Origin of the sequence: Pseudoxanthomonas sp. UC19_8 (assembly GCF_042700505.1) — a bacterium.
Lineage (GTDB): Bacteria > Pseudomonadota > Gammaproteobacteria > Xanthomonadales > Xanthomonadaceae > Pseudoxanthomonas_A > Pseudoxanthomonas_A winnipegensis.
In genome coordinates this window covers 3,858,702-3,879,745 of sequence record NZ_CP170559.1, presented here as the reverse complement: position 1 = coordinate 3,879,745, position 21,044 = coordinate 3,858,702, and the positions used below count along the sequence as shown (strand labels likewise).

Genomic DNA, 21,044 nt, shown 5'->3' with positions numbered 1-21,044 from the left:
GCCGGCATAGCCGCGCCAGCGCAGCACGCCCAGGCCGGGGTAGGACATCCACAGCTCGCCGCTGCGGCTGGCCAGCAGCGCGTTGGGCGGAAGATCGGGCAGCCCGTTGCGGGTGTCGAACCGCTCCCAGCGACCGTCCCAGCGCAGCATGCCGCCATCGCTGCGGGTCAGCACGCGGCCCTGGCGGTCCTCGGTCAGGTCCAGGTGGCGCGTGGTGGTGGCCAGCATCGAAGGCGGCGGCACCGGCCGCTCCTCGAAGCGCGTCGCGCCCGGTGCCAGCACCAGGATGTGGCGCGGGCTGCGCGCCCACAGCGTGCCGCGACGGTCGCGCAGGAAGGCGGTCCAGGCATCGCGCGGCACGCCGTCGCCGGGCCCGTAGACGCGTACCTGGCCATCGTCGGTGCGGCGGCAAACGGTCTGGCCGCAGCCGAACCACAGCGCGCGGCCATCGCGGTAGACCGCGCCCAGCTCGGCCAGCTCGGGGTGGGCCCGTTCGGCGGCCCGGTCGAACAGCGCGCGCGTCTTCCAGTGCCCGTCCGCGTCGCGGGTCGCGCGCAGCGCGCGGCTATGGCTCAGCGCCACCGCACCATCGGCCAGCGCCGCGACGTTGTGGCCGACCTCGAAGGGAAGCGGCGACCCGGCCGGGTCGAGCACGCGCACGGCCCGGTCGCCGTCCCAGAAGTACAGGTTGGCCGCGGTGGCGACCCACAGCCCGCGCCCGTCCGGCGCCGGCGAGGCGTTCATCACATAGGCATCGTCCAGACCCGCACCGGCGCCGACGCGTTCGAAGCGCTCGCCCTCATAGCGGTACAGGCCGCCGTAGGTGCAGGCGTAGACGTTGGCCTGCGGATCCTCGACCAGGCAGTCGGCGCCCAGGCTGCGCAGGCCATCGGCCGTGCCGTAGACCCGCAGCGAGGCGACCTGTGCGGCCACGGGCCCGACCACGCACAGCAGCGCCAGCGCCGCGCCGAAGGCGCGACCGAGCCGGAGCATGGCGATGGTGCGCGCCGAGGCGCGACGGGCGTGCATGGCGGGGAAGCGCGGTCTGCGGGGACGGATATCCCCCAGACTAACGGCACGCCTGGCCTCGACTTAAGCCCGTCAGGCAGTCAGATGCGGTGTTTTGGCGACCTTTTCCGCCCGGAAACGTTTCCAGTGCGGCGTCGGCGTCGTGCGGCGCCCTCAGAAGGCGTGATCGAAGCCGACCTCGCCCTGCACGCCGACCTGGTAGGACGACACCCGCCGCTCGAAGAAGTTGGTCAGCTCCTGCACGTCCTGCAGCTCCATGAAGGGCAGCGGATTGCGCACGTTGTACTTGCGCGCCATGCCCAGCTTGGCGAAGTGGTTGTCCGCGCAGTGCTGCAGGTACTGGCGCATGTCGCGGGTGGAGATGCCGGCCACGCCGCCGGACAGCACGTCCTCGGCGAACTGCAGCTCGCACTCGATCGCCTCTTCCAGCATGTCGTAGACCTGCTGCTGCATGTCGGCGTCGAACAGGTCCGGCTCCTCCTCGCGCACCACGCGCACGCCCTCGAAGGCGAAGGCCATGTGGCAGCTCTCGTCGCGGAACACCCAGTTGGTGCCCGAGGCCAGGCCCGGCAGCAGACCGCGCGAGCGGAAGTAGTAGACGTAGGCGAAGGCGGCGAAGAAGAACAGGCCCTCGATGCAGGCGGCGAAGCAGATCTGGTTGAGCAGGAACTGGCGGCGGTGCGCGCGCGTCTCCAGGCGCTTGAGGTCCTGGATGGTGTCCATCCACTTGAAGCAGAAGTCGGCCTTCTTCTTGATCGAGGGGATGTTGTCGACCGCGGCGAAGGCCTTGGCGCGCTCGCCCGGATCCGGCAGGTAGTTGTCCAGCAGGGTCAGGTAGAACTGCACGTGCAGCGCTTCCTCGTACAGCTGGCGCGAGAGGTACATGCGCGCTTCGGGCGCATTGAGGTGCTGGTACAGGTTCAGCACCAGGTTGTTGGACACGATCGAATCGCCAGTGGCGAAGAAGGCGACCAGCCGATGGATCAGATGGCGATCGGCCGGGGTCATCTTGTCGTGCAGATCGGTGATGTCGATCTGGAAGTTGATCTCGTCCACCGTCCAGCTGTTCTTGATGGCGTCGCGATACATGTCGTAGAACTGCGGATAGCGCATCGGGCGCAGGGTCAGTTCGAAACCGGGATCGAGCAGCATCTGACGGGGTTGAGCGGACATGGTGTGTTGCCTTTTTTGAGGTTCCCTTCTTCCGTCGGGGTCGAAGGTGGCGCACGGCGCCGGATGAAATTGGCGAGTGCACGGAACAGGAGCCTTCAATGACTCCGCCGTACCCTCACCCCAACCCCTCTCCCGTCGGGAGAGGGGCTTGCAGCGTTACTGGCAGGCCTCGCAGGCTTCCGGGTTTTCCAGCGAGCAGCTGACCGCCTCGACCGGGGTGTAGGCCGGCTTGGGGGCCTCGCTGGCGCCGTGGCTGATGGTGGCCTTGGCGATGCGGGTGGCCGGACGCGAACGCAGGTAGTAGGTGGTCTTGATGCCCTGCTTCCAGGCGTACATGTACATGGAGGACAGCGCGCCGATGTTCGGGCTCTCCATGAACAGGTTGAGCGAGGCCGACTGGTCGATGAAGGCGCCGCGGTCGGCGGCCATGTCGATCAGCGAGCGCATCGGCAGCTCCCACGCGGTGCGGTAGACCAGGCGCAGGGCCTCGGGGATCTCCGCCACGCCCTGGATCGAGCCTTCGGCCAGCTTGATCGCATCGCGCATCTCCGGCGTCCACAGGCCGAGCTTCTTCAGCTCGTCCACCAGGTAGCGGTTGACCTGCAGGAAGTCGCCGGACAGCGTCTCGCGCTTGAACAGGTTGGACACCTGCGGCTCCACGCACTCGTAGCAGCCGGCGATCGAGGCGATGGTCGCGGTCGGGGCGATGGCGATCAACAGCGAGTTGCGCAGGCCGTGCTGCTGGATGCGCTCGCGCAGCGCGTCCCAGCGCGCGGTGTCCTCGGGCACCACGCCCCAGGCGTCGAACTGCAGCTCGCCCTGGGCGGCGCGGGTGTCGGCGAAGGACGGATGCTTGCCGCGCTCCTGCGCCAGTTCGCACGAGGTCTCCAGCGCGTGGAAGTAGATCGTCTCGGCGATCTTCCTGCTGATCGCGCGCGCCTCGGCGCTGTCGAAGGCCAGGCGCTTGCGGAAGAACACGTCCTGCAGGCCCATGCAGCCCAGGCCGACCGGGCGCCAGCGCAGGTTGCCGCGGCGCGCGGTCTCGATCGGGTAGAAGTTCAGATCGATCACGCGGTCCAGCTGGCGCACGGCCAGGCGCACGGTCTCGGCCAGCTTGTCGTAGTCGAAATCGCCGTACTCGTCGAAGTGGCGGCCCAGGTTGATCGAGCCCAGGTTGCACACCGCGGTCTCCTCGTTGGAGGTGACCTCCAGGATCTCGGTGCACAGGTTGGACAGATGGATCACGTTGCCCGGGCGCAGGGTCTGGTTGGACGCCTTGTTGCACTTGTCCTTGAAGGTCATCCAGCCGTTGCCGGTCTCGGCCAGGGTGCGCATCATCCGCGCGTACAGCTTGCGCGCCGGCACGGTCTTGCTGGCCTTGCCCTGCGCCTCGGCCTGCTCGTAGGCGCGCTCGAAGGCCTCGCCGTACAGGTCGGTCAGCTCCGGCACGGCCTTGGGGTCGAACAGCGACCAGGGCTTGTCCGCTTCCACGCGCGCCATGAACAGGTCCGGCACCCAGTTGGCCAGGTTGAGGTTGTGCGTGCGGCGCGCGTCGTCGCCGGCGTTGTCGCGCAGCTCGAGGAAGTCGTCGATGTCCGCGTGCCAGGTCTCCAGGTAGACGCAGGCCGCGCCCTTGCGCTTGCCGCCCTGGTTGACCGCCGCCACCGAGGAATCCAGCGTCTTCAGCCACGGCACGATGCCGTTGGAATGGCCGTTGGTGGACTTGATCAGCGAGCCGCGCGCACGCACGCGCGAGTAGCTCACGCCGATGCCGCCGGAGAACTTGGACAACTGCGCGATGTCGCCGTACTTGGCGTAGATCGACTCCAGCGAATCCTGCGGCGAGTCCAGCAGGAAGCAGCTGGAGAGCTGCTCGTGCGTGGTGCCGGAATTGAACAGCGTCGGGCTGGACGGCAGGTAGTCCAGGTGCGCCATGCGCTGGTACAGCGCCAGGGCCTCGGGCACGTCCTCGCTCAGCGCGCTGGCGATGCGCAGGAAGAACTGCTGCGGGGTCTCGATCACCTTGCGGCTGTGCGGGTGGCGCAGCAGGTAGCGGTCGTACAGGGTGCGCAGGCCGAAGTATTCGAACTCGCGGTCCAGGCCGGCGTCGACGGCGTCGTTGAGCTTGCGCGCGTTGACCTGCACGAAGTTCAGCAGGCGCTCGTTGATCAGGCCGACCTCATGGCCGCGGGCCACCGACTGGGAGAAGGCGTGGATCTCCTGACCGGAGACCTCCTTGGCGATGAAGTTGGCCAGCAGGCGCGCGGCCAGGCGGCCGTACTCGGGCTCCTCGCCGATCAGCAGCGCGGCGGTGCGGATGGACAGCTCGTCCAGCTCCTGCGTGGTGGCGCCGTCGTACAGGCCGGAGATGGTGCGCGTGGCCACGCGCATCGGATCGACCGCGTGCAGGCCTTCGGCGCAGCGCTGCACGGCGCGCACGATCTTGTTCAGGTCCACCGCCTCGCTGCCACCGTTGCGCTTGGTCACGCGCATGGCCGTGGCAGTGGGCGGCGGGGTCAGCGAGAAGGCGGCGTCGGCCGGGCGCTGGGCCACGGCGGAATCGGTCTGGGTCACGGTCGGAACTCTCCATGCGTAGATGCACGCATTGCGCCTTCCCACGAGGGCGCAACAGGGGCCGGGCGACCGAGGGTGAAACGGCGGCGTCGCAGAAGCCGCGACCGCACGAACGGCGTTCGTGGTCGGGCCTTGCGTCACCAGCCGTCTCTCCCTCGAAAGACACCGCGGCCGGCGCCGCGCGAGGTGCTTGCGCGCGACTGTCGGCAGGTCTTCGGACTGACGGGCGTGAAGCCAGGACACAGTCCTGCTTCTCCTAACCCACCGCTTCCCAAGGCCACCGGGGGCCTCAGTGCAGATGGCGGGGTCGTTCCCAATCACCGCTGCGGGGCAGTGCCGGAGTGGGCCGCAAGGCCGCACCGGCTTCCCTTTTCATCCCCGCGGCTTGTGGCCGCGAGGAACCGACGACCCCAAGATAGTGGGGTCACCCACGCCCGTCAACGCCAAATGTAGTGACAAAAGGGAAGGTCTTGATGCCATGCGGGTTTCACGGATTTCTGGCCCGTGGAGCATTCCTGGCCGGTGTGCGCTGCAGCACGGTTGACGCGCCCTTGCCCGTCGGTGTCCGATGTTGGGCAGGCACCTTCGGTCCCGTTGCGGACAACGGCACCCCGAGCGCACGCGCGCCCCTTCCGCCCACGAAGCCCCTGCCATGCACGATCACACCCTGTCTTCCCCGTCCGCGCTGCGGCGCCTGCTGCCGTGGCTGCTGGCGCTGGCCGCCCTGCTGCTGGGCGCCTGGCTGCTGCAGGAAGTCCTGGCCCAATGGCCGCATCGCCCCGGCCTGCGCCAGGCGCTGCGCGACGGCCTGATCTGCGCCGCGGCCACCGCCGCCGGCGCGCTGCCGGTGCTGGCGGTGCGGCGCCTGCCGCAGACGCTGGCCGACGGCCTGATGGGCTTCGGCGCCGGCGTGATGCTGGCCGCCACGGCCTTCTCGCTGATCGTGCCCAGCCTGCAGGCGGCCAAGGACCAGGGCTACGGCGGACTGGGCGCGGGCGGGCTGGTCAGCGTCGGCATCTGCCTGGGCGTGGCGATGATGCTGACGATGGACCGGGTGATCCCGCATGCGCATCTGGACCAGCAGGGCCAGACCACGCGCGTGGGCGGCCTGCACCAGTGGCTGCCGCCGCAGGTGACGCTGTTCGTGCTGGCCATCACCCTGCACAACATCCCCGAAGGCATGGCGGTGGGCGTGGCCTCCGGCTCGGGCATGGCCAACGCCGAGCCCTTCAGCCTGGCCATCGCGCTGCAGGACATCCCCGAAGGCCTGGTGATCGCGCTCTCGCTGGCCACGGCCGGCGTGCGCCGCGGGCGCGCGGTGCTGATCGGCGCGGCCTCCGGGCTGGTGGAGCCGCTGGGCGCGATGGTGGCGGCGGTGGCGGTGGGCGCGTTCTCCACCCTGCTGCCCTGGGCCTGGCGTTCGCGGCCGGGGCGATGTTGTTCGCGGTCAGCCACGAGGTCATCCCCGAGTCCCACCGCAACGGCCACGAGACCCTGGCCACCATCGGCCTGACCCTGGGCTTCTGCCTGATGATGGTGATGGACACCGGGCTGGGCTGATCAGCCGCCCGGCTTGAACCCCGGCGGCCCGAACAGCGTCCGCAGCGCCTGCCCGGGCGAGCGCACCCGGCACAGGTCGGCCCACAGCCCCAGCCAGCCGTGCAGCGCGATCCGCACCGGATGGTGGCTGCGCAGCGGTTCGACCAGGCCGTAGCGCGGCGGCACGCCCGGCAACTGCGCGCGGAAGCTGCCGAACATCCGGTCGAACACGATCAGCACCCCGCCGTAGTTGCAGTCCAGATACTCCGGGTTGCTGGCGTGGTGCACGCGGTGGTGCGCCGGGGTGTTGAAGACGTATTCGATCCAGCGCGGCAGCACGCCGATCAGTTCGGTATGCAGCCAGAACTGGTAGAGCAGGTTCAGGGCCAGCGCGCCCAGCACCGCCGGCACCGGGAAGCCCAGCCACACCAGCGGAGCGAAGAACAGCGCCTGCCCGGTGAGCTGGGCGGTCCAGCCCAGCCGGTACGCCGAGGCCAGCGTGTACTGCTCGGGCGAGTGGTGCACGCAGTGGTTGACCCAGAACCAGCGGATCCGGTGGTCGGCGCGGTGCATGGCGTAGTAGCAGGCCTCCTGGCCGACGAACAGCAGCGCCCATTGCCAGGGCGCATCCATCGCCAGAGTCGTCAGGCGCACCTGATGCACCGCCAGCAACACGACGCCGGCCACGCCGCTGCCGAGCACCAGGCCGACCAGGCCGCGGCCGAGCGCATCCCCCAGCGAGGCCCAGTAGCTCTTCCAGTCGTACGCCAGACCGCGACGCAGACGCAGCCAGGCTTCGAGCGCCGCCAGCAGCGGCAGCACCAGCGGGACCCACCGCAGCCAGGACAGGTGCGGGCCAAGCAGGGACAGGACCATGGCCGCGGCCGTCTACTGGCCCGACCCGCGTCGGGCGGCGGACAGCGCCTGGCCCGCCGCGCGCAGTTCGTCGCGCGACAGGGCGCCGTCGTGGTTGGCGTCCAGCGCGTCGAAATGTTCGGACAGGCGCGGCAGGCTGGCCTGGGCTTCGCTGCGCTGGATCAGGCCGTCGCCGTTGGCATCGGCGGCCTTGAGCTTGCGCGCCATCTGCTGGCGTCCGGCCGAGGCGGCGCTGTCGTTGGCCTGCTGCGCCAGCAGGCAGGACGGGGCCAGCGCGAGCAGCGCCAGCGTCAGCGCGGGGAGGAGCTTCTTCATGGGCAGGTCTCGATCGAAAGGGCGCGCCGCCGGCCTGGCGGCGCGCGAAAGGCTCACTTGCGGCAGGCCACGACCTGGCCGCTGCTGTCGGTGCAGGTGCCGGTGTGGCTGACGCTGCCGTTCTGCACCGTGGTCGACCCGGTGTAGGACGCCCCGCCGGCCGTGGTGGCGCTGGTACTGCGCGCGCCGTTGACGTTGCCTGCGGCATCGCGGCTGATCTCGCCGCTGGTGGACAGGCTGCCGCCGGCGGCGGTGGTCGCGCTGGCCGTGCCCTGGCGGCCGGCGCTGCCGTCGGTGTTGCGGTACCAGCTGCCGCTGCGGTGCGCGCTGCCGCCGTCGGCGCCCTGCACCGCCGCGCCGCTGCGGCCGGTGGTATTGCCGGCCGCATCGGTACGGCTGCCGTGGCCGCGCACATAGGCGCCGTTGGCGTTGCGTCCGGCGGCGGCCGTGCCGCGCACCTGCGCGCCATCGGCGGCGGTACCGCCGCCATGGACGCGGACGCGGCCGGCCCAGGCGTCGGTGGAGAAGGACAGCGCGCCGCCAACGGCCAGCGCGGACAGCAGCATCAGGTGGGTCGTACGCATGATCGGTTCCTCGCGATGGGATGGAACGGCGTCGATCGCCGCGCCGCCATGCTGGGCCGGCAGAGGCCGCGAGGTGTTGCGCCTCTGCCAGCGGATGTGTCCGCCGGCCGGCGCTGAAACATCTGCTTACAACCGGCGTTGTCGGCGCCGGCCGCCGGGCGCGATAGTGCGCCGCATGAGCGAGATCACCGCCAAGCTGCTGCTGGTCGACGACGACGTGCGCCTGCGCGAACTGCTGCAGCGCTACCTGGAAGGCGAGGGCTTCGCCGTCAAGGCGGCGGGCGACGGCACGCAGATGCGCCAGGCGCTGGACCGCGGCCATTTCGACCTGATCGTGCTGGACCTGATGCTGCCCGGCGAGAGCGGCCTGGAGCTGTGCCGGCGCCTGCGCGGCCAGGGCGACACCACGCCGGTGGTGATGCTCACCGCCAAGGGCGACGAGATCGACCGCATCGTCGGGCTGGAGATCGGCGCCGACGACTATCTGCCCAAACCGGTCAATCCGCGCGAGCTGCTGGCCCGCATACGCTCAGTGCTGCGACGCACGCAGGCCGTGCCGGGCGCGCCGCAGGCCGAGGGCGGGATCGTCGCCTTCGGCCCGTGGCGGCTGGACCTGGGCAACCGCCAGCTCAGCCGCCAGGGCCGCGTGGTGAAGCTGACCAGCGGCGAGTTCGCGGTGCTGGCGGTGCTGGTGCGGCACCCGCGGCAGACACTCTCACGCGACCGGCTGATGAGCCTGGCGCGCGGGCGCGAGCACGAGGCCTTCGAGCGCAGCATGGACGTGACCATCGCCCGGCTGCGCAAGCTGCTGGAGGACGACGCGCGCAACCCCACCATCGTGCAGACGGTCTGGGGCGCGGGCTATGTGTTCGTGCCGCCGGAGGAGGTCGCGTGAGGCGCGCGCCGGGGATGTTCGCCCAGCTGGCGCTGGTCATCGCGCTGGTGCTGGCCGGCGCCGGCGTGCTGGCCGCGGTGCTCGGCCGCGAGCTGGCCATCGCCCCGGCCGCCGATCAGCTGGCGCGCGCCATGCGCGGCTTCGCCGGCCTGGCCGAGGAGGTGGATCGCAACAGCGGCCACGCCGCCACGCTGCGCTATCTGCAGCAGGCCGGGCTGGACGTGCGCGAGAGCGCGCCGGCGGCTGACGCGCGCGCGTTCGCGCCCTTCCTGCGGGTGCTGCGCCAGCGCACGGCGCGCGCGCTGGGCCCCGAGCGTGCGGTGGTGCTGTCGCGCGACCTTGAGGGCGACCGGCTGTGGATGCAGCTGCGCACCAGCCCGACGCTGTGGATTTCCTTCGGCGCCAAGCCCGCGCGCGGCAGCCGGCGCTTCACCCTGGGCTTGCTGCTGGGCTGCGTCGGCCTGACCTGGCTGGCGGCGGCGTACTGCGCCCAGCGCCTGGTCGGCCCGCTGCGCCAGCTGGCCCAGGCCGCGCCCGGGCTGGTCCGCGGCGAGGCGCCGCGTCTGGACGTGCGCGGCCCACGCGAGGTGCGCGAGCTGGCCGACGCCCTGGAGCAGGCCAGTGAGGACGTGCGCAGCGCCGCCGACGAGCGCGCGCTGATGCTGGCCGGCATCTCGCACGACCTGCGCACGCCGCTGACCCGGGTGCAGTTCGCCACCGCGCTGCTGCCCGACACCGATCCCACCCTGCGCGCCGGCATCGACCGCGATATCGCCGAGATCGACGCCATCCTCTCGCAGTTCATCGCCTACGCCCGCGACGGCCGCGACGAGGCGGCCGAGCCGCTGGACCTGGCGCGGATCTGCCGCGAGGCGCTCGATGCCGCCGGCGGACCGTGGGACGTGCAGAGCCCGGACACCGCGCCGCTGCGCGGGCGGCCCATCGCCCTGCGCCGCGCGCTGGAGAACCTGGTGGCCAACGCGCAGCGCCATGGCGCCGCGCCGTTCGCGCTGCGCCTGGTCGGCACCGGCGATGGCGCCTGGCAGGTGACCGTGTGCGACCACGGCCCGGGCATGGACGCGGCGCAGGCGCAGCGCGCGCTGCAGCCGTTCGTGCACGACCCGGCCGGCGGCGGCAGCGGCCTGGGGCTGGCCATCGTCGACCGCGTGGCGCGCCAGCACGGCGGCGCGCTGCAGCTGCTGCCCAACCCACCGCGCGGCCTGCGCGCGGTCCTGCGCCTGCGCGGCGCCTGACGTCCAACCGGAATCTGCGCCATGCGTGTCCGCTCCGCCTGCTGTGTCCTGCTGCTCTGCCTGCCGCTGCTGGCCTGCGCGCAGTCGCGCGGCGAGCGCCTGCGCCACCTGCTGGGCCAGCGCCAGGCCGAGACCGGCGACACGCAGTCGCTGCCCGCCGACGCGCGCGTGCTACGCGAGGTCGCCTATGGCCCCGATCCGGCGCAGCGCTACGACGTGTATGCGCCCGCCGGCGCGCGCGGCCTGCCGATCATCGCGATGGTCCACGGCGGCGGCTGGAGCAAGGGCGACAAGGACAATCCCGGCCTGGCCACGCCGAAGGCGGCGTACTGGCTGCCGCGCGGCTATGTGCTGGTGTCGATCAACTACCGCATGCTGCCCGACGCCGATCCGGCCGTGCAGGCGCGCGACGTGGCCGCGGCCATCGCCCACCTGCAGCGGCACGCGCAGGACTGGGGCGGCGATCCGGCGCGCACGGTGCTGATGGGGCATTCGGCCGGCGCGCATCTGGTCGCCCTGCTCGGCGCCGATGTCGCGGCGCTGACCGAGGCCGGCGCGCAGCGCCCGCGCGCGGTGATCGCGCTGGACAGCGCGGCGATGAATGTCGTGCAGATCATGCAGGCGCGCCACTTCCCGCTCTACGACCGCGCCTTCGGCGACGACCCTCGCACCTGGAGCGCGGTCTCGCCCTGGCACCATCTCTCGCGGGCTTCGCTGCCGATGCTCGCGGTGTGTTCCTCGCGGCGCGAGGACAGCTGCGCGCAGGCGCGCGGGCTGGCGCAGCGCGCGCAGGCCTTCGGCGTGACCGTCCAGGTCCTGCCCGAGGACCTGTCGCATATGCAGATCAACCGCACGCTGGGCGAGCCTTCCGCCTACACCCGTGCGGTCGATGCCTATCTGGCCACCGCGGTGAACTAAGCCGCGCACCGCACGCAGTCCTTCTCTGACGGCTTTGTCATCGCGCGTAGCGGCGCGCGAGGCCTTTGGCGGCCACCGCATGCCCGTGTGTGGCTTGTCCGCCATTTGAGAATCACTTACATTTGCGCGCCGCAGGCCTCCGCGCCAACGCCCGCCTGCGTGGTCATCGGACGACCATCGCCAGCCCGCTATCTGGGCAAGCCTCCCAACGTCTTCCCCGCCGTGCGCACGCCTTCGCGGCGCGCGGCGTGCCTGCCTGCGCCCTCAAGGAATCCCATGTCCGCTGCCGTTTTCCGCGCGTCCGCCGCGCCGACCCGCTCCCCGCTCGCCGCGGCCCTGTTGCTGGGGCTGGGCCTGTGCGCCCCGCTCGCCCACGCCGCCGATCGCGAGACCGACGCCGAGGAGCAGGCGCGCCGCCGCACGCCCAAGACGCTGGACAACGTGCAGGTCACCGGCGCGCGGGCCGAGCCGTCCACCACCACGCGGCTGCCGATCAGCCTCCAGGACACGCCGCAGTCGGTGAGCGTGATCGGCCTGCAGCGGCTGGAGGACGAATCGATGTTCAGCATCAACGATGTGATGCGCAACATCACCGGCGTCAACGTGTCCTTCTGGGATACCCAGCGTCCGCTGTACTTCGCGCGCGGCTTCCAGATCACCGACTTCCAGGTCGACAGCCTGCCGACCTACAGCGGCTCGACCAACCAGGAGTACGACACCGCCTTCTACGACCGCATAGAAGTCATCCGCGGCGCCAACGGCCTGCTCAGCGGCGCCGGCATTCCCTCGGCCACGGTCAACCTGCTGCGCAAGCGTCCGGGCCGCGACTTCGATGCGGCGGTCACCGCCAGCGTCGGCAGCTGGGACTTCCGCCGCGTGCAGGCGGACATCAACCTGCCGCTGACCAGGGACGGCCGCTTCCGTAGCCGCTGGGTCGGCGCCTGGACCGACCGCGACTACTACTACGACCGCTACGAAGAGAACAAGAAGGCCGGCATGGCCGTGCTGGAAGGCGACCTGACCGACAGCACGACGGTCACGGTCGGCTACCAGATCCAGGACAACAACCCGACCGGCTCGACCTGGGGCACGGTGCCGTTCTTCAGCGCCGATGGCGCCGACGCCCACCTCTCGCGCTCGACCAACTTCTCGCCGGCCTGGACGCGCTGGCAGCGCCAGACCCGTACCGCCTTCGCCAATCTGGAGCAGCGCTTCGGCGAGGACTGGCTGCTGAGGGTGAACTCGGCGCATACCAAGGGCGAGGTGCAGAGCCTGCGCGTCTACGGCAGCGGCTACCCGGACCCGGTCACCGGCGCCGGCACCTATCTGCAGGCCAGCGCCGGCGAGACGAACGACACCCGCGATGCGCTGGACGTATACCTGTCGGGCAAGTTCGCGCTGTTCGGCCGGACCCACGACGTGGTGGTCGGCGGCAGCTGGCAGGACCTGCAGTCCACCACGCCCGGCGTCTCCTTGGTCTATCCGAGCGACTGGCAGATGATCGCCACGCCGTATGGCAATGCGATGGGCTTCAACGTGCCCAACCTGTACGACTGGGACGGCAGCGCCGGGGCACTGACCTATCGGCGCACCGGCGCCTGGCGTCAGGCCCGCACCACCCAGCGTGGCGTCTATGCCTCGGCACGCCTGCGCCTGGCCGAGCCGCTGTCGCTGATCGCCGGCGCGCGCCTGAGCTCGTGGGAAACGCGCACCCGCGCCTACAACGCCACCGGCACTTACACCGGCACCAGCGGCCGCTACAAGGTCAGCGACGAAGTCACGCCTTACGTGGGCCTGGTCTACGACCTGGTGCCGGATGTCTCGCTCTACGCCAGCTACACCGAGATCTTCAATCCGCAGAACTACAAGGACAGGAACGACAACCTGCTGGCGCCGGTGCAGGGCTCCAACCTGGAGGCCGGCCTCAAGGCGCAGCTGTTCGATGGCCGCGCCATGGCCACCGCCGCGGTGTTCGAGGCCAAGCAGGACAACTACGCGGTGCTGGACACCACCCAGCCGCCGAACTCGCTGCCGGACGGCAGCTCGGCCTATGTGGGCGTCAACGGGACCAAGAGCCGCGGCTGGGAAGTGGACTTCAACGGCGAGCTGCTGCCGGGCTGGACGCTCAACGCCGGCTACACCCACGTCAAGGTGACCCGCGCGCCGACCGATGCCATCTACGCCAACCTGCCCGAGGACTACCTGCAGCTGTCCACCCAGTGGCGCCTGCCGGGCCGCTGGGAGCGCCTGAGCCTGGGCGGTGGCGTGAGCTGGCAGAGCAAGGTGCAGGGCTTCAACATCGACCGCCCCAATGGCGATGGCACCACCACGCCAGTCACGGTCACCCAGGGCGCCTACACGCTGGTCCACCTCAACGCCAACCTGCGCATCAACGCGCAATGGACCGCGACGCTGTCGGTGCGCAACGCGCTGGACAAGACCTACTGGGCCAACCTGGACTACAACAACTACGGCGAACCGCGCTTCGTCTCGGCGAGTCTGCGGTGGCGGTTCTGAGGCCTGGCGATGGAGGTTGAGCAAGGTCGCTAGGCGACGCTCGTCGTTCCTGCGGACTCGGGGCTTCCGTTGCTTTGGCCTTCTCGAGCGAAAGTCCCTGGGTTCCCGCGTTCGCGGGAACGACGGTAGAGGTAGCGCCTCCACACGCAGCCAAACCTTGCTTCTGCCCCTCCCTTTCGCGTAGCGAAGGGAAGCTCGAAGTCGCGAACTAGCGACTGAGGGGGAAGGGTCGCTTTTGCTTTTGCCTTTCGCTGGTGCGCAGTTCCGCTCAGGCAACTGCTCGCAGTGCCGAGTTCGACCAGATGAAAGCGCTATTCCGCCTCAACAACGACACGACCCAACCGCTCACTTCGCCGGACAAGGCGTCCCGCGAAACGTCAGCCGCTGCAGCCGCGTCGGCTCCACACACGGCTGCGGCTTCGGCGCGGCAGCCGCCGCTGCGGCCGCGGCGCGCTCGTGCTGCAGCTGCGCCAGGCGCGCCTTGATCTGCGGCATCACCGCCAGCGCGGCCTTCTCGCCTTCGAGGATGGCCGCGTTGCGTTGGCTGAAATCGGCCGCGCCGATCTCGTTGACCTTGGGCCGCACCACCACGTCGGCGCGCGCGAGCTCCTGCTGCCCGGCGCGCTGGCCCATGATGGTGATCGACTGGTTGAGCGTGCCCAGCAGATCGCCCGGATTCTTGCCGCTGGCCTTGCTGGAGATGTCCACGGCGATGACGAAATCCGCGCCCAGCTGCTTGGCCGCATCCACCGGCACCGGGCTGACCACGCCGCCATCGACGTAGTGCCACTTGCCGATCTCCACCGGCTCGAACACGCCCGGCACGCTGCTCGAGGCACGCACCGCCTGGCCGGTGTCGCCGCGGTTGAACATCGTGCGTTCGCCGTCCTCCAGCCGCGTGGCCACCGCGACGAAGGGCTTCTTCAGCCGCTGGATCGGCGTATTGCCCACCTGCGCGTTGACGTAGTCCTGCAGCGCGCGGCCCTGCACCAGCCCGCCGGAGAACAGGCGCACATCGCGGATGGTCGATTCGTCCAGCGCCACGGCCTTGCTCTGCATCTGGAACACGTCCATGCCGCTGGCGTAGAGCGCGCCGACCACGCTGCCGGCGCTGGTGCCGGCGACCACGTCGGGGCGGATGCCGTTGGCCTCCAGCATCTTGATCACGCCGATGTGCGCGAAGCCCTTGGCCGCCCCGCCGCCCAGCGCGATGCCGATCACCACCGGCCTGGCGGTGACCGCCGGCGGCGGCACCACGGTCGTGGTCGGCGGCGGCGTCTTGACCGCCTCGCCGCCGCAGGCCGAAAGCAGGGTGACGCAGGCGGTCAGCAGCAGGCAGGTCAGGCGCGAAGCAGGCATGGCACGCAGGGCGTTGGGGAAAGCACGCAGCTTAGTCAGCCGATGCCAAACGGTGGGCAACTTGGTCCGACCGGTCATGGACGAACCTGGGCACGAACCGGTCGCTCAGAAGTTGTTGTCCCCATCCAGGATGCGGCCCAGCCCGCCCAGCACCGAGCCTTCGCCACGGGCCTGGCCGCCGCCCTGCGGGGCGGCCTGCAGCATGCGGCCGGCCATGCGCGAGAACGGCAGCGACTGCAGCCAGACCTTGCCCGGGCCGGTCAGCGTGGCCAGGAACACGCCTTCGCCGCCGAAGAACATGCTCTTGATGCCCGCCACGCGGCGGATGTCCATGTCCACGCCGCCGTGGTAGGCGACCACGCAGCCGGTATCCACGTCGATGCGCTCGCCGGCGGCCAGCTCGCGCTCGACCACCGTGCCGCCGGCGTGGACGAAAACCCAGCCGTCGCCCTCGAGCTTCTGCATGATGAAGCCCTCGCCGCCGAACAGGCCGGTGAGGATCTTGCGCTGGAAGGCGATGCCCAGCGACACCCCGCGCGCGCCGGCCAGGAAGCTGTCCTTCTGGCAGATCAGGCGGCCGCCGTGTTCGGACAGCTTCAGCGGCACCACGGTGCCCGGGTACGGCGCGGCGAAGGCGACCTTGGCCTTGCCGCTGCCGGTGTGCGTGTAGACGGTGGTGAACAGGCTCTCGCCGGTGACCACGCGCTTGCCCGCGGCCAGCAGCTTGTCCATGAAGCCGCCGCCGGCACCGCTGCTGCGGCCATCGCCGAACACCGTGTCCATCTGCACCGAGGCGTCCTTGAACATCAGCGCGCCGGCCTCGGCCACCGCGCTCTCGCCCGGGTCCAGCTCCACCTCGACGAACTGCATGTCGTGGCCGACGATGCGGAAATCGATGTCGTCCGCGCGCCCCGCCCCGGTCGGCGGCGGCGGCATGTTCGGCGGCGAGGCGCCGCCGCCCAGCTCGGCCAGGGTCCCGACCGGCTGCCAGCCGGACAGACCCTCGCGCCAGGCCAGCGCGAACGGGTTTGCACGCGCGAAGGCCTGCGCGGCCGCGTCGTCGAACGGGCCCGAGCGGGTCTGCTCGGTGCCGGTGAGGAAGTACCAGCTGCTCATGGGCGCACACCTGACTGCGAAGGGATGCGCCGAGTCTAGCGTCAGCCCCCGACAGCCGCGCCCGTGCCCAAGGTCATGCGAAGCGCCCCCGTAGAGCGGAGCTTGCTCCGCTGGGGCCTTTCCCATGAACCGAACCAGAAGCAGCGGAGGTAGAGCGGAGCTTGCTCCGCTGAGGCGTTTCTCAAGAACCGGACCAGAAGCAGCGGAGCAAGCTCCGCTCTACAGGGGGTGCGGCACGCGTCAGAAGCCCGCGCGGAACTGCGCGCCGATGATGCGCGGGTCGTTGATGAAGCCGGTCAGGTTGTCGAAGTCGATCGCGCCGGTGGCCCGGATCTGGTTGGTGCAGTTGCGGCAGAACACCGAGGCCTCGTACTTGCCGTCGGCCCAGGTGTAGCCGATCTTCAGGCCGCCTTCGGTCAGCGGCTGGCCGATGAACTCGCGCGACTGGTACAGGAAGAAGTTCACTTCGCTGCGATACGACCAGTCGGTGTAGAAGAACAGCTCGCCGTCGGCGCCCATCGGCACGCCGTAGCGCAGGTTGACGTTGCCGATCCACTTGGCCGCCTGCGGCAGTGGGTTGCCGTCGATGCGGGCGAAGCCGTTGGCATCGACCGGATCGGTCACCGTGCACACCCACGCCGAGCAGGTCGAGGTGGCCAGGTCCTTGTCCTTGATCTCGGTGTAGTTGTAGCTGCCGTTGAGGCCGAAGCGCAGGTTCTCGGTCAGCAGCAGGTCGAAGTCCAGCTCGGCGCCGTAGGCCTGGCTCTTCTTGGCGTTGATCAGCTGCACGGCATTGGACGTGCCGCCCACCGCGGTCAGCTGCTGGTCCTTGATGTCCATGCTGTAGATGTCGAAGGCCAGCCGGCCGCGACGCTCCCACAGGTCGGCCTTGATGCCGAGCTCATAGGAATCCACCGTCTCCGGGCGGGCCACGGTCACCGGCACGCCGGTGGACGGCGGGCCGAAGCTGGCGCCGCGATAGCCGCGCGCGGCGCGCGCATACAGGTTGACCGCATCGCTCAGCGCCCAGGTCGCGGCGACGTCACCGGTGACCTTAGAGCCGCTGGTGTCACCGCCGATCGGCGGCGGCGAGGTGCGGTCCCACTGCAGGATGTCGAAGGTCTTGTGGTCGTGCGTGTAGCGGATGCCGGCGCGCAGGTTGAGCACGTCGGTGGCCTGGTAGTTGAGCGAGGCGAACGCCGCCCACGAGCTGGTCTTCTGCTTGGTCAGGTCGTAGCCGGTCAGCGCGCCACCGGCCAGGGTGTCGTAGTCGTAGGCCTCGCCCTGCACGTTGTCGTAGAAGTAGTACAGGCCGCCCTGCCAGTTGAGCGGGCCGGTGTAATCCGACTCGGCGCGCAGCTCCTGGGTGAACTGGTCCAGCGACTTGATCCCGCCGGCGGTCTCCACCGAGAACGGGATGAAGCCCGGGCCCGACGGCGCGGCCGGGTTCACGAACGCGCCCGGGCCGTAGCCGCCGTCGATGTCGCCGCGGCTGTAGTACTTGGAGATGCCCTCGTAGCCGGTGATCGAGTGGAAGGTCACATCGCCCGAGCTGAAGGTCAGGTTGGCGCTGCCGCCGTAGGTGGTCAGCTCCTGCGCGTTGTGGCCGTCGATGTAGGCCTTGTCCGGATCGAAGCCATCGACCAGGTTGTTGTTGCCCGACTGGATGATGTTGGCGCGGAACAGGCGCGCGGTGCCGTTGAGCTTGCGCGCATGGGCGTTGAACAGCGCGTTGAAGTCCTCGGAGGGCTGGAACAGCGCCTGCAGGCGCAGGGCCGAGTCGTCGTAGCCCTCCAGCTTCTGCCCGCTGATCTGGCTGGTCACCCAGTCGTCGCGGTGCTGCTGCAGCAGCGAGATGCGCGCGGCCCAATCGCTGCCCATCGGCAGGTTGAGCGCGCCTTCGACCGAGCTGGTCGCATGGGTGCCGTAGGACACGCTGGCATAGCCGGAGGTCTCGCCCAACACCGGCCGCACCGAGTTGAACTTGACCACGCCGCCGGGCGTGTTGCGGCCGAACTGCGTGCCCTGCGGGCCGCGCAGCACCTCGACGCTGGCCAGGTCGAACATCGGGAAGCCCTTGATGAAGGCGTTCTCGTAGACCACATCGTCGTACACCAGCGACACCGGCTGCGAGGCGTAGGTGGTGAAGTCGGTATTGCCGTAGCCGCGGATGTAGAAGCGCGGGAACACGCGGCCGTTGGAGGACTCCACATTGAGGCTGGGCGACTTGCCGGCCAGCACGCGCACGTCCGAGGCGCTGGTGGAGAGGGCGTCCAGGTATTCCGGGCGCAGCACGGTGGCCGAGACCGGCACGTCCTTGGCGTTCTCGGCGCGGCGGTCGGCGGTGACGGTGACCGCATCCAGCGCCACCGGCGCCTGCTGCGCCAGCGCGACGGTGGCGACGGCGGCATTGATGGCGATGGCGAGCGTGGCGTGACGCAGCGACCTGCTGGCGGACATGGGGCGACTCCGGGGGCGTGGGTGGTATGCGAGGCGTGCTGTGGCGCAGCACGTTTAACGCAAAATACACGTTTTGGCCCCGGAGTTGTCAAACCCGGGAATCCCGCTCCCCGGCTTGGCGACTCGGATCACGCGTTCAGAGAATCGGGATCCCCGCCTCCTGCAACGCCGCGCGCGTCGGCGCGTCCCCGTCCGGCGTGACCGGGCGCGTCAGCTCCCACAGGAACGCCACCTCGAAGCCTTCGGCGCGCGCATCCTGCGCCGTCCACAGCACGCAGACATCGCGCGCCAGCCCGCAGACGTGCACCTGCGCGATGCCGCGTTCGCGCAGCCAGCCGGCCAGGCCGGTGCTGGGGCGCAGCCCATCCGGGCCGTGGTTCTCGCGGAATGCGCTGTAGGAATCGACCTGCGCATGGGTGCCCTTGCGCAGGATCAGGTCGGCCGGCGTCCAGTCGACGCGCGGGTCCAGCGCCGCGCCCGGCGTGCCCTGCACGCAGTGCGGCGGCCACAGCGTCTGCGGCTGGCCGTGCAGCTCGATCACCTCGAACGGCGCATGCCCCGGATGCTGCGCGGCGAAGGAGGCATGCGCACCTGGATGCCAGTCCTGCGTGGCCACGACCGTGCCGTAGACGCGCGCGGCCAGCAGCTGCGCGATGCCCGGCACGATCGCATCGCCCTCGAAGCAGGCCAGCGCGCCGCCCGGCATGAAGTCCGGTTGCAGATCGACCACGATCAGCGCGGTATCGGAAGGCATGTCGGTCATCGAAGCGGCCAGCGGCGTGGGGAAGCCGCAGCCTAGCCACGCGCGCCAGCGGCCTCAAGCCGGCGCCGCCTTGAGCGCGCCTTGATCACGATGGGGCTAGGCTCAGCCGCGTTGCCCGTGCGTGCAGCGCACCGGCCACCAGCAAGGAGACCGCACACATGCTCGACACCTGGGAGATCGCCCTGCGCCTGCTGCTGGCCGCGCTGCTGGGCGGCATCATCGGCGCCGACCGCGGCCGGCTGGAGTGGGCCGCCGGCCTGCGCACGCACATGCTGGTCTGCGTCGGCGCGACCCTGGCCATCATCGTCTCGGCGTTCGGCTTCAACGACGTGCTGGGCAATCCGCATGTGGTGCTCGATCCCTCGCGCATCGCCGCCCAGGTGATCAGCGGCGTGGGCTTCCTCGGCGCCGGCACCATCCTGTTCCTGCAGCGCGAGCAGGTGATCCGCGGCCTCACCACCGCGGCCGGGCTGTGGGCGGTGGCCTCGATCGGACTGGCCGTCGGCAGCGGCCTGTACGCGGCCGCGGTGCTGGCCACCGCGCTGCTGTGGATCATCCTGGCCCTGCTCAAGCCGCTGGAGCGCCGCTATCTGCGCCGCCGCCGCGCCTCGATGCCGGGCCTGAAGCTGGTGCTGTCGCGCCAGCACGCGCCGCTGGGGCAGATCCAGCAGCAGCTGGAGCGCAGCGGCCTGTCGGTACAGCGCATGGTGCTCAAGCCGCGCACGCCGCAGACCGATCTGCTCGACGTGCGCTGCGAATCCACCGTGCCGCAGGCGGCGCTGCTGCAGGCCCTGGAAGACCTGCGCGGGGTCGCCGGCGTCGAGCAGGTCGACCTGCGCGGCAGCATCAGCCAGTAGCGCTCCGACCCCGCACGCGCCCGCGTTTCAACCGCGCCACGCCAGCTCCACCCCGAGCAGCAGCAGGCAGACCAGGAAGCCGGTCCGGAACGCGGCCGGACGGATGCGCTGGCGCAGGCGCTGGCCCAGCCACATGCCAGCCAGGGCAGGCAGCACGGCGATCGATGACGGCAGCAGATGGCCGACCGACAGCGCGCCATGCAGGGCCAGGCCGGCGGCCAGCGCGAGCGTGGAGACGGTGAAGGACAGGCCCAGCGCCTGCACCAGCGCATCGCGCTGCAGGCCCAGCGCCTGCAGGAAGGGCACCGCCGGGATCACGAACACGCCGGTTACCCCTGTCACCACGCCGGTGATGCCGCCGACCAGCGGCGCAAGCACGCGTTCCAGCGCGGGCGACACACGGAACGGCCGGGACAGCAGGGTCACCAGGGCGTAGAGCACCAGCGCGATGCCGAGCAGGCGCGCCGTGCCGTCCGCCGCCCCACCGGCCAGCCAGGCGGAAGCCAGCAGCGTGCCGGCGACCACCGCCAGCTGCATCGGCCACAGCCGTCGCAGCAGCGCACCCAACTGCCCGCCACTGACCAGCTGCAGCACATTGGTCACCAGCGAAGGCAGCAGCAGCAAGGCGGCCGCCCAGGCCGGCGACATCAGCGCACCCAGCACGCCCATGGCCACGGTCGGCAGGCCCATGCCGGTCACGCCTTTCACGCAGCCGGCCACGAAGAACGTGCCGAGCACGATCAGCCACCACATTTCCGCCGAGATCTGCATGCCGCCATGAAACGGGGTGACGCGCACGGGCACAATGCGGTCTGT

At 70.4% G+C, this 21,044-nt stretch carries 16 protein-coding genes and 1 riboswitch; of the genes, 6 read left to right on the top strand and 10 right to left on the bottom strand.

The window, feature by feature from the left end; all coding sequences use genetic code 11:
- Positions 1-1,182 precede the first annotated feature (1,182 nt).
- Positions 1,183-2,202 carry a ribonucleotide-diphosphate reductase subunit beta gene (locus ACFJIT_RS17125; RefSeq protein WP_130520677.1) on the bottom strand — a complete coding sequence of 340 codons (1,020 nt, stop codon included), beginning with the start codon at positions 2,200-2,202 and terminating at the stop codon, positions 1,183-1,185.
- Between the two features lie 156 nt (positions 2,203-2,358).
- Positions 2,359-4,695 (bottom strand): ribonucleoside-diphosphate reductase subunit alpha, encoded by a 2,337-nt coding sequence (locus ACFJIT_RS17120; RefSeq protein ID WP_379655795.1) that lies wholly within the window; start codon positions 4,693-4,695, stop codon positions 2,359-2,361.
- Between the two features lie 268 nt (positions 4,696-4,963).
- A riboswitch (cobalamin riboswitch) is annotated at positions 4,964-5,197 on the bottom strand.
- Positions 5,198-5,428: 231 nt separating this feature from the next.
- On the opposite strand from ACFJIT_RS17120, the gene ACFJIT_RS17115 reads away from it, so the two are divergent.
- Positions 5,429-6,289: a ZIP family metal transporter gene (locus ACFJIT_RS17115; RefSeq protein ID WP_379654382.1), complete on the top strand. Its 861-nt coding sequence runs from the start codon at positions 5,429-5,431 to the stop codon at positions 6,287-6,289.
- Positions 6,290-6,336: 47 nt separating this feature from the next.
- On the opposite strand, the gene ACFJIT_RS17110 is transcribed toward ACFJIT_RS17115, so the two are convergent.
- From ACFJIT_RS17110 to ACFJIT_RS17100, 3 genes are read right to left on the bottom strand one after another with little or no spacing between them, the layout of a single operon-like run.
- Positions 6,337-7,191, bottom strand: a complete 855-nt coding sequence (locus tag ACFJIT_RS17110; RefSeq protein ID WP_379654381.1) for a sterol desaturase family protein — start codon at positions 7,189-7,191, stop codon at positions 6,337-6,339.
- 12 nt (positions 7,192-7,203) lie between these two features.
- A complete protein-coding gene (locus ACFJIT_RS17105; protein ID WP_379654380.1) occupies positions 7,204-7,506 on the bottom strand; it encodes a hypothetical protein in 303 nt (100 codons plus the stop codon).
- 53 nt (positions 7,507-7,559) lie between these two features.
- The gene (locus ACFJIT_RS17100; RefSeq protein WP_379654379.1) at positions 7,560-8,090 is read right to left on the bottom strand and encodes a hypothetical protein; all 531 of its coding nucleotides are present in this window, start codon (positions 8,088-8,090) and stop codon (positions 7,560-7,562) included.
- Between the two features lie 175 nt (positions 8,091-8,265).
- Here ACFJIT_RS17100 and ompR point away from each other — a divergent pair, with 175 nt between their 5' ends.
- From ompR to ACFJIT_RS17080, 4 genes are all read left to right on the top strand, one after another.
- Positions 8,266-8,985 carry a two-component system response regulator OmpR gene (gene ompR / locus ACFJIT_RS17095; protein WP_379654378.1) on the top strand — a complete coding sequence of 240 codons (720 nt, stop codon included), beginning with the start codon at positions 8,266-8,268 and terminating at the stop codon, positions 8,983-8,985.
- Complete coding sequence (locus ACFJIT_RS17090; RefSeq protein WP_379654377.1) at positions 8,982-10,238, top strand: ATP-binding protein; 1,257 nt, start codon at positions 8,982-8,984, stop codon at positions 10,236-10,238. The genes ompR and ACFJIT_RS17090 overlap by 4 nt, the downstream gene beginning before the upstream one ends.
- A 21-nt stretch (positions 10,239-10,259) precedes the next feature.
- Entirely contained in the window at positions 10,260-11,156 is an 897-nt protein-coding gene (locus tag ACFJIT_RS17085) for an alpha/beta hydrolase (RefSeq protein WP_379654376.1), read from the top strand.
- 276 nt (positions 11,157-11,432) lie between these two features.
- The gene (locus ACFJIT_RS17080; RefSeq protein ID WP_379654375.1) at positions 11,433-13,673 is read left to right on the top strand and encodes a TonB-dependent siderophore receptor; all 2,241 of its coding nucleotides are present in this window, start codon (positions 11,433-11,435) and stop codon (positions 13,671-13,673) included.
- Positions 13,674-14,018: 345 nt separating this feature from the next.
- Here ACFJIT_RS17080 and ACFJIT_RS17075 read toward each other — a convergent pair whose 3' ends face one another.
- The 4 genes from ACFJIT_RS17075 to ACFJIT_RS17060 all read right to left on the bottom strand — a co-directional run bounded on the left by ACFJIT_RS17075 (position 14,019) and on the right by ACFJIT_RS17060 (position 19,371).
- Positions 14,019-15,032 carry a patatin-like phospholipase family protein gene (locus ACFJIT_RS17075; protein ID WP_131659448.1) on the bottom strand — a complete coding sequence of 338 codons (1,014 nt, stop codon included), beginning with the start codon at positions 15,030-15,032 and terminating at the stop codon, positions 14,019-14,021.
- A gap of 105 nt (positions 15,033-15,137) precedes the next feature.
- Positions 15,138-16,148: a TIGR00266 family protein gene (locus ACFJIT_RS17070; protein ID WP_130520650.1), complete on the bottom strand. Its 1,011-nt coding sequence runs from the start codon at positions 16,146-16,148 to the stop codon at positions 15,138-15,140.
- Positions 16,149-16,388: 240 nt separating this feature from the next.
- Positions 16,389-18,608, bottom strand: a complete 2,220-nt coding sequence (locus ACFJIT_RS17065) for a TonB-dependent receptor (protein WP_379654374.1) — start codon at positions 18,606-18,608, stop codon at positions 16,389-16,391.
- 136 nt (positions 18,609-18,744) lie between these two features.
- Complete coding sequence (locus ACFJIT_RS17060; protein ID WP_379654373.1) at positions 18,745-19,371, bottom strand: nicotinamidase; 627 nt, start codon at positions 19,369-19,371, stop codon at positions 18,745-18,747.
- A gap of 158 nt (positions 19,372-19,529) precedes the next feature.
- On the opposite strand from ACFJIT_RS17060, the gene ACFJIT_RS17055 reads away from it, so the two are divergent.
- Positions 19,530-20,228 (top strand): MgtC/SapB family protein, encoded by a 699-nt coding sequence (locus ACFJIT_RS17055; RefSeq protein ID WP_379654372.1) that lies wholly within the window; start codon positions 19,530-19,532, stop codon positions 20,226-20,228.
- A 27-nt stretch (positions 20,229-20,255) separates the two neighbouring features.
- Here ACFJIT_RS17055 and ACFJIT_RS17050 read toward each other — a convergent pair whose 3' ends face one another.
- Entirely contained in the window at positions 20,256-21,026 is a 771-nt protein-coding gene (locus ACFJIT_RS17050) for a sulfite exporter TauE/SafE family protein (RefSeq protein WP_379654371.1), read from the bottom strand.
- Positions 21,027-21,044 lie beyond the last annotated feature (18 nt).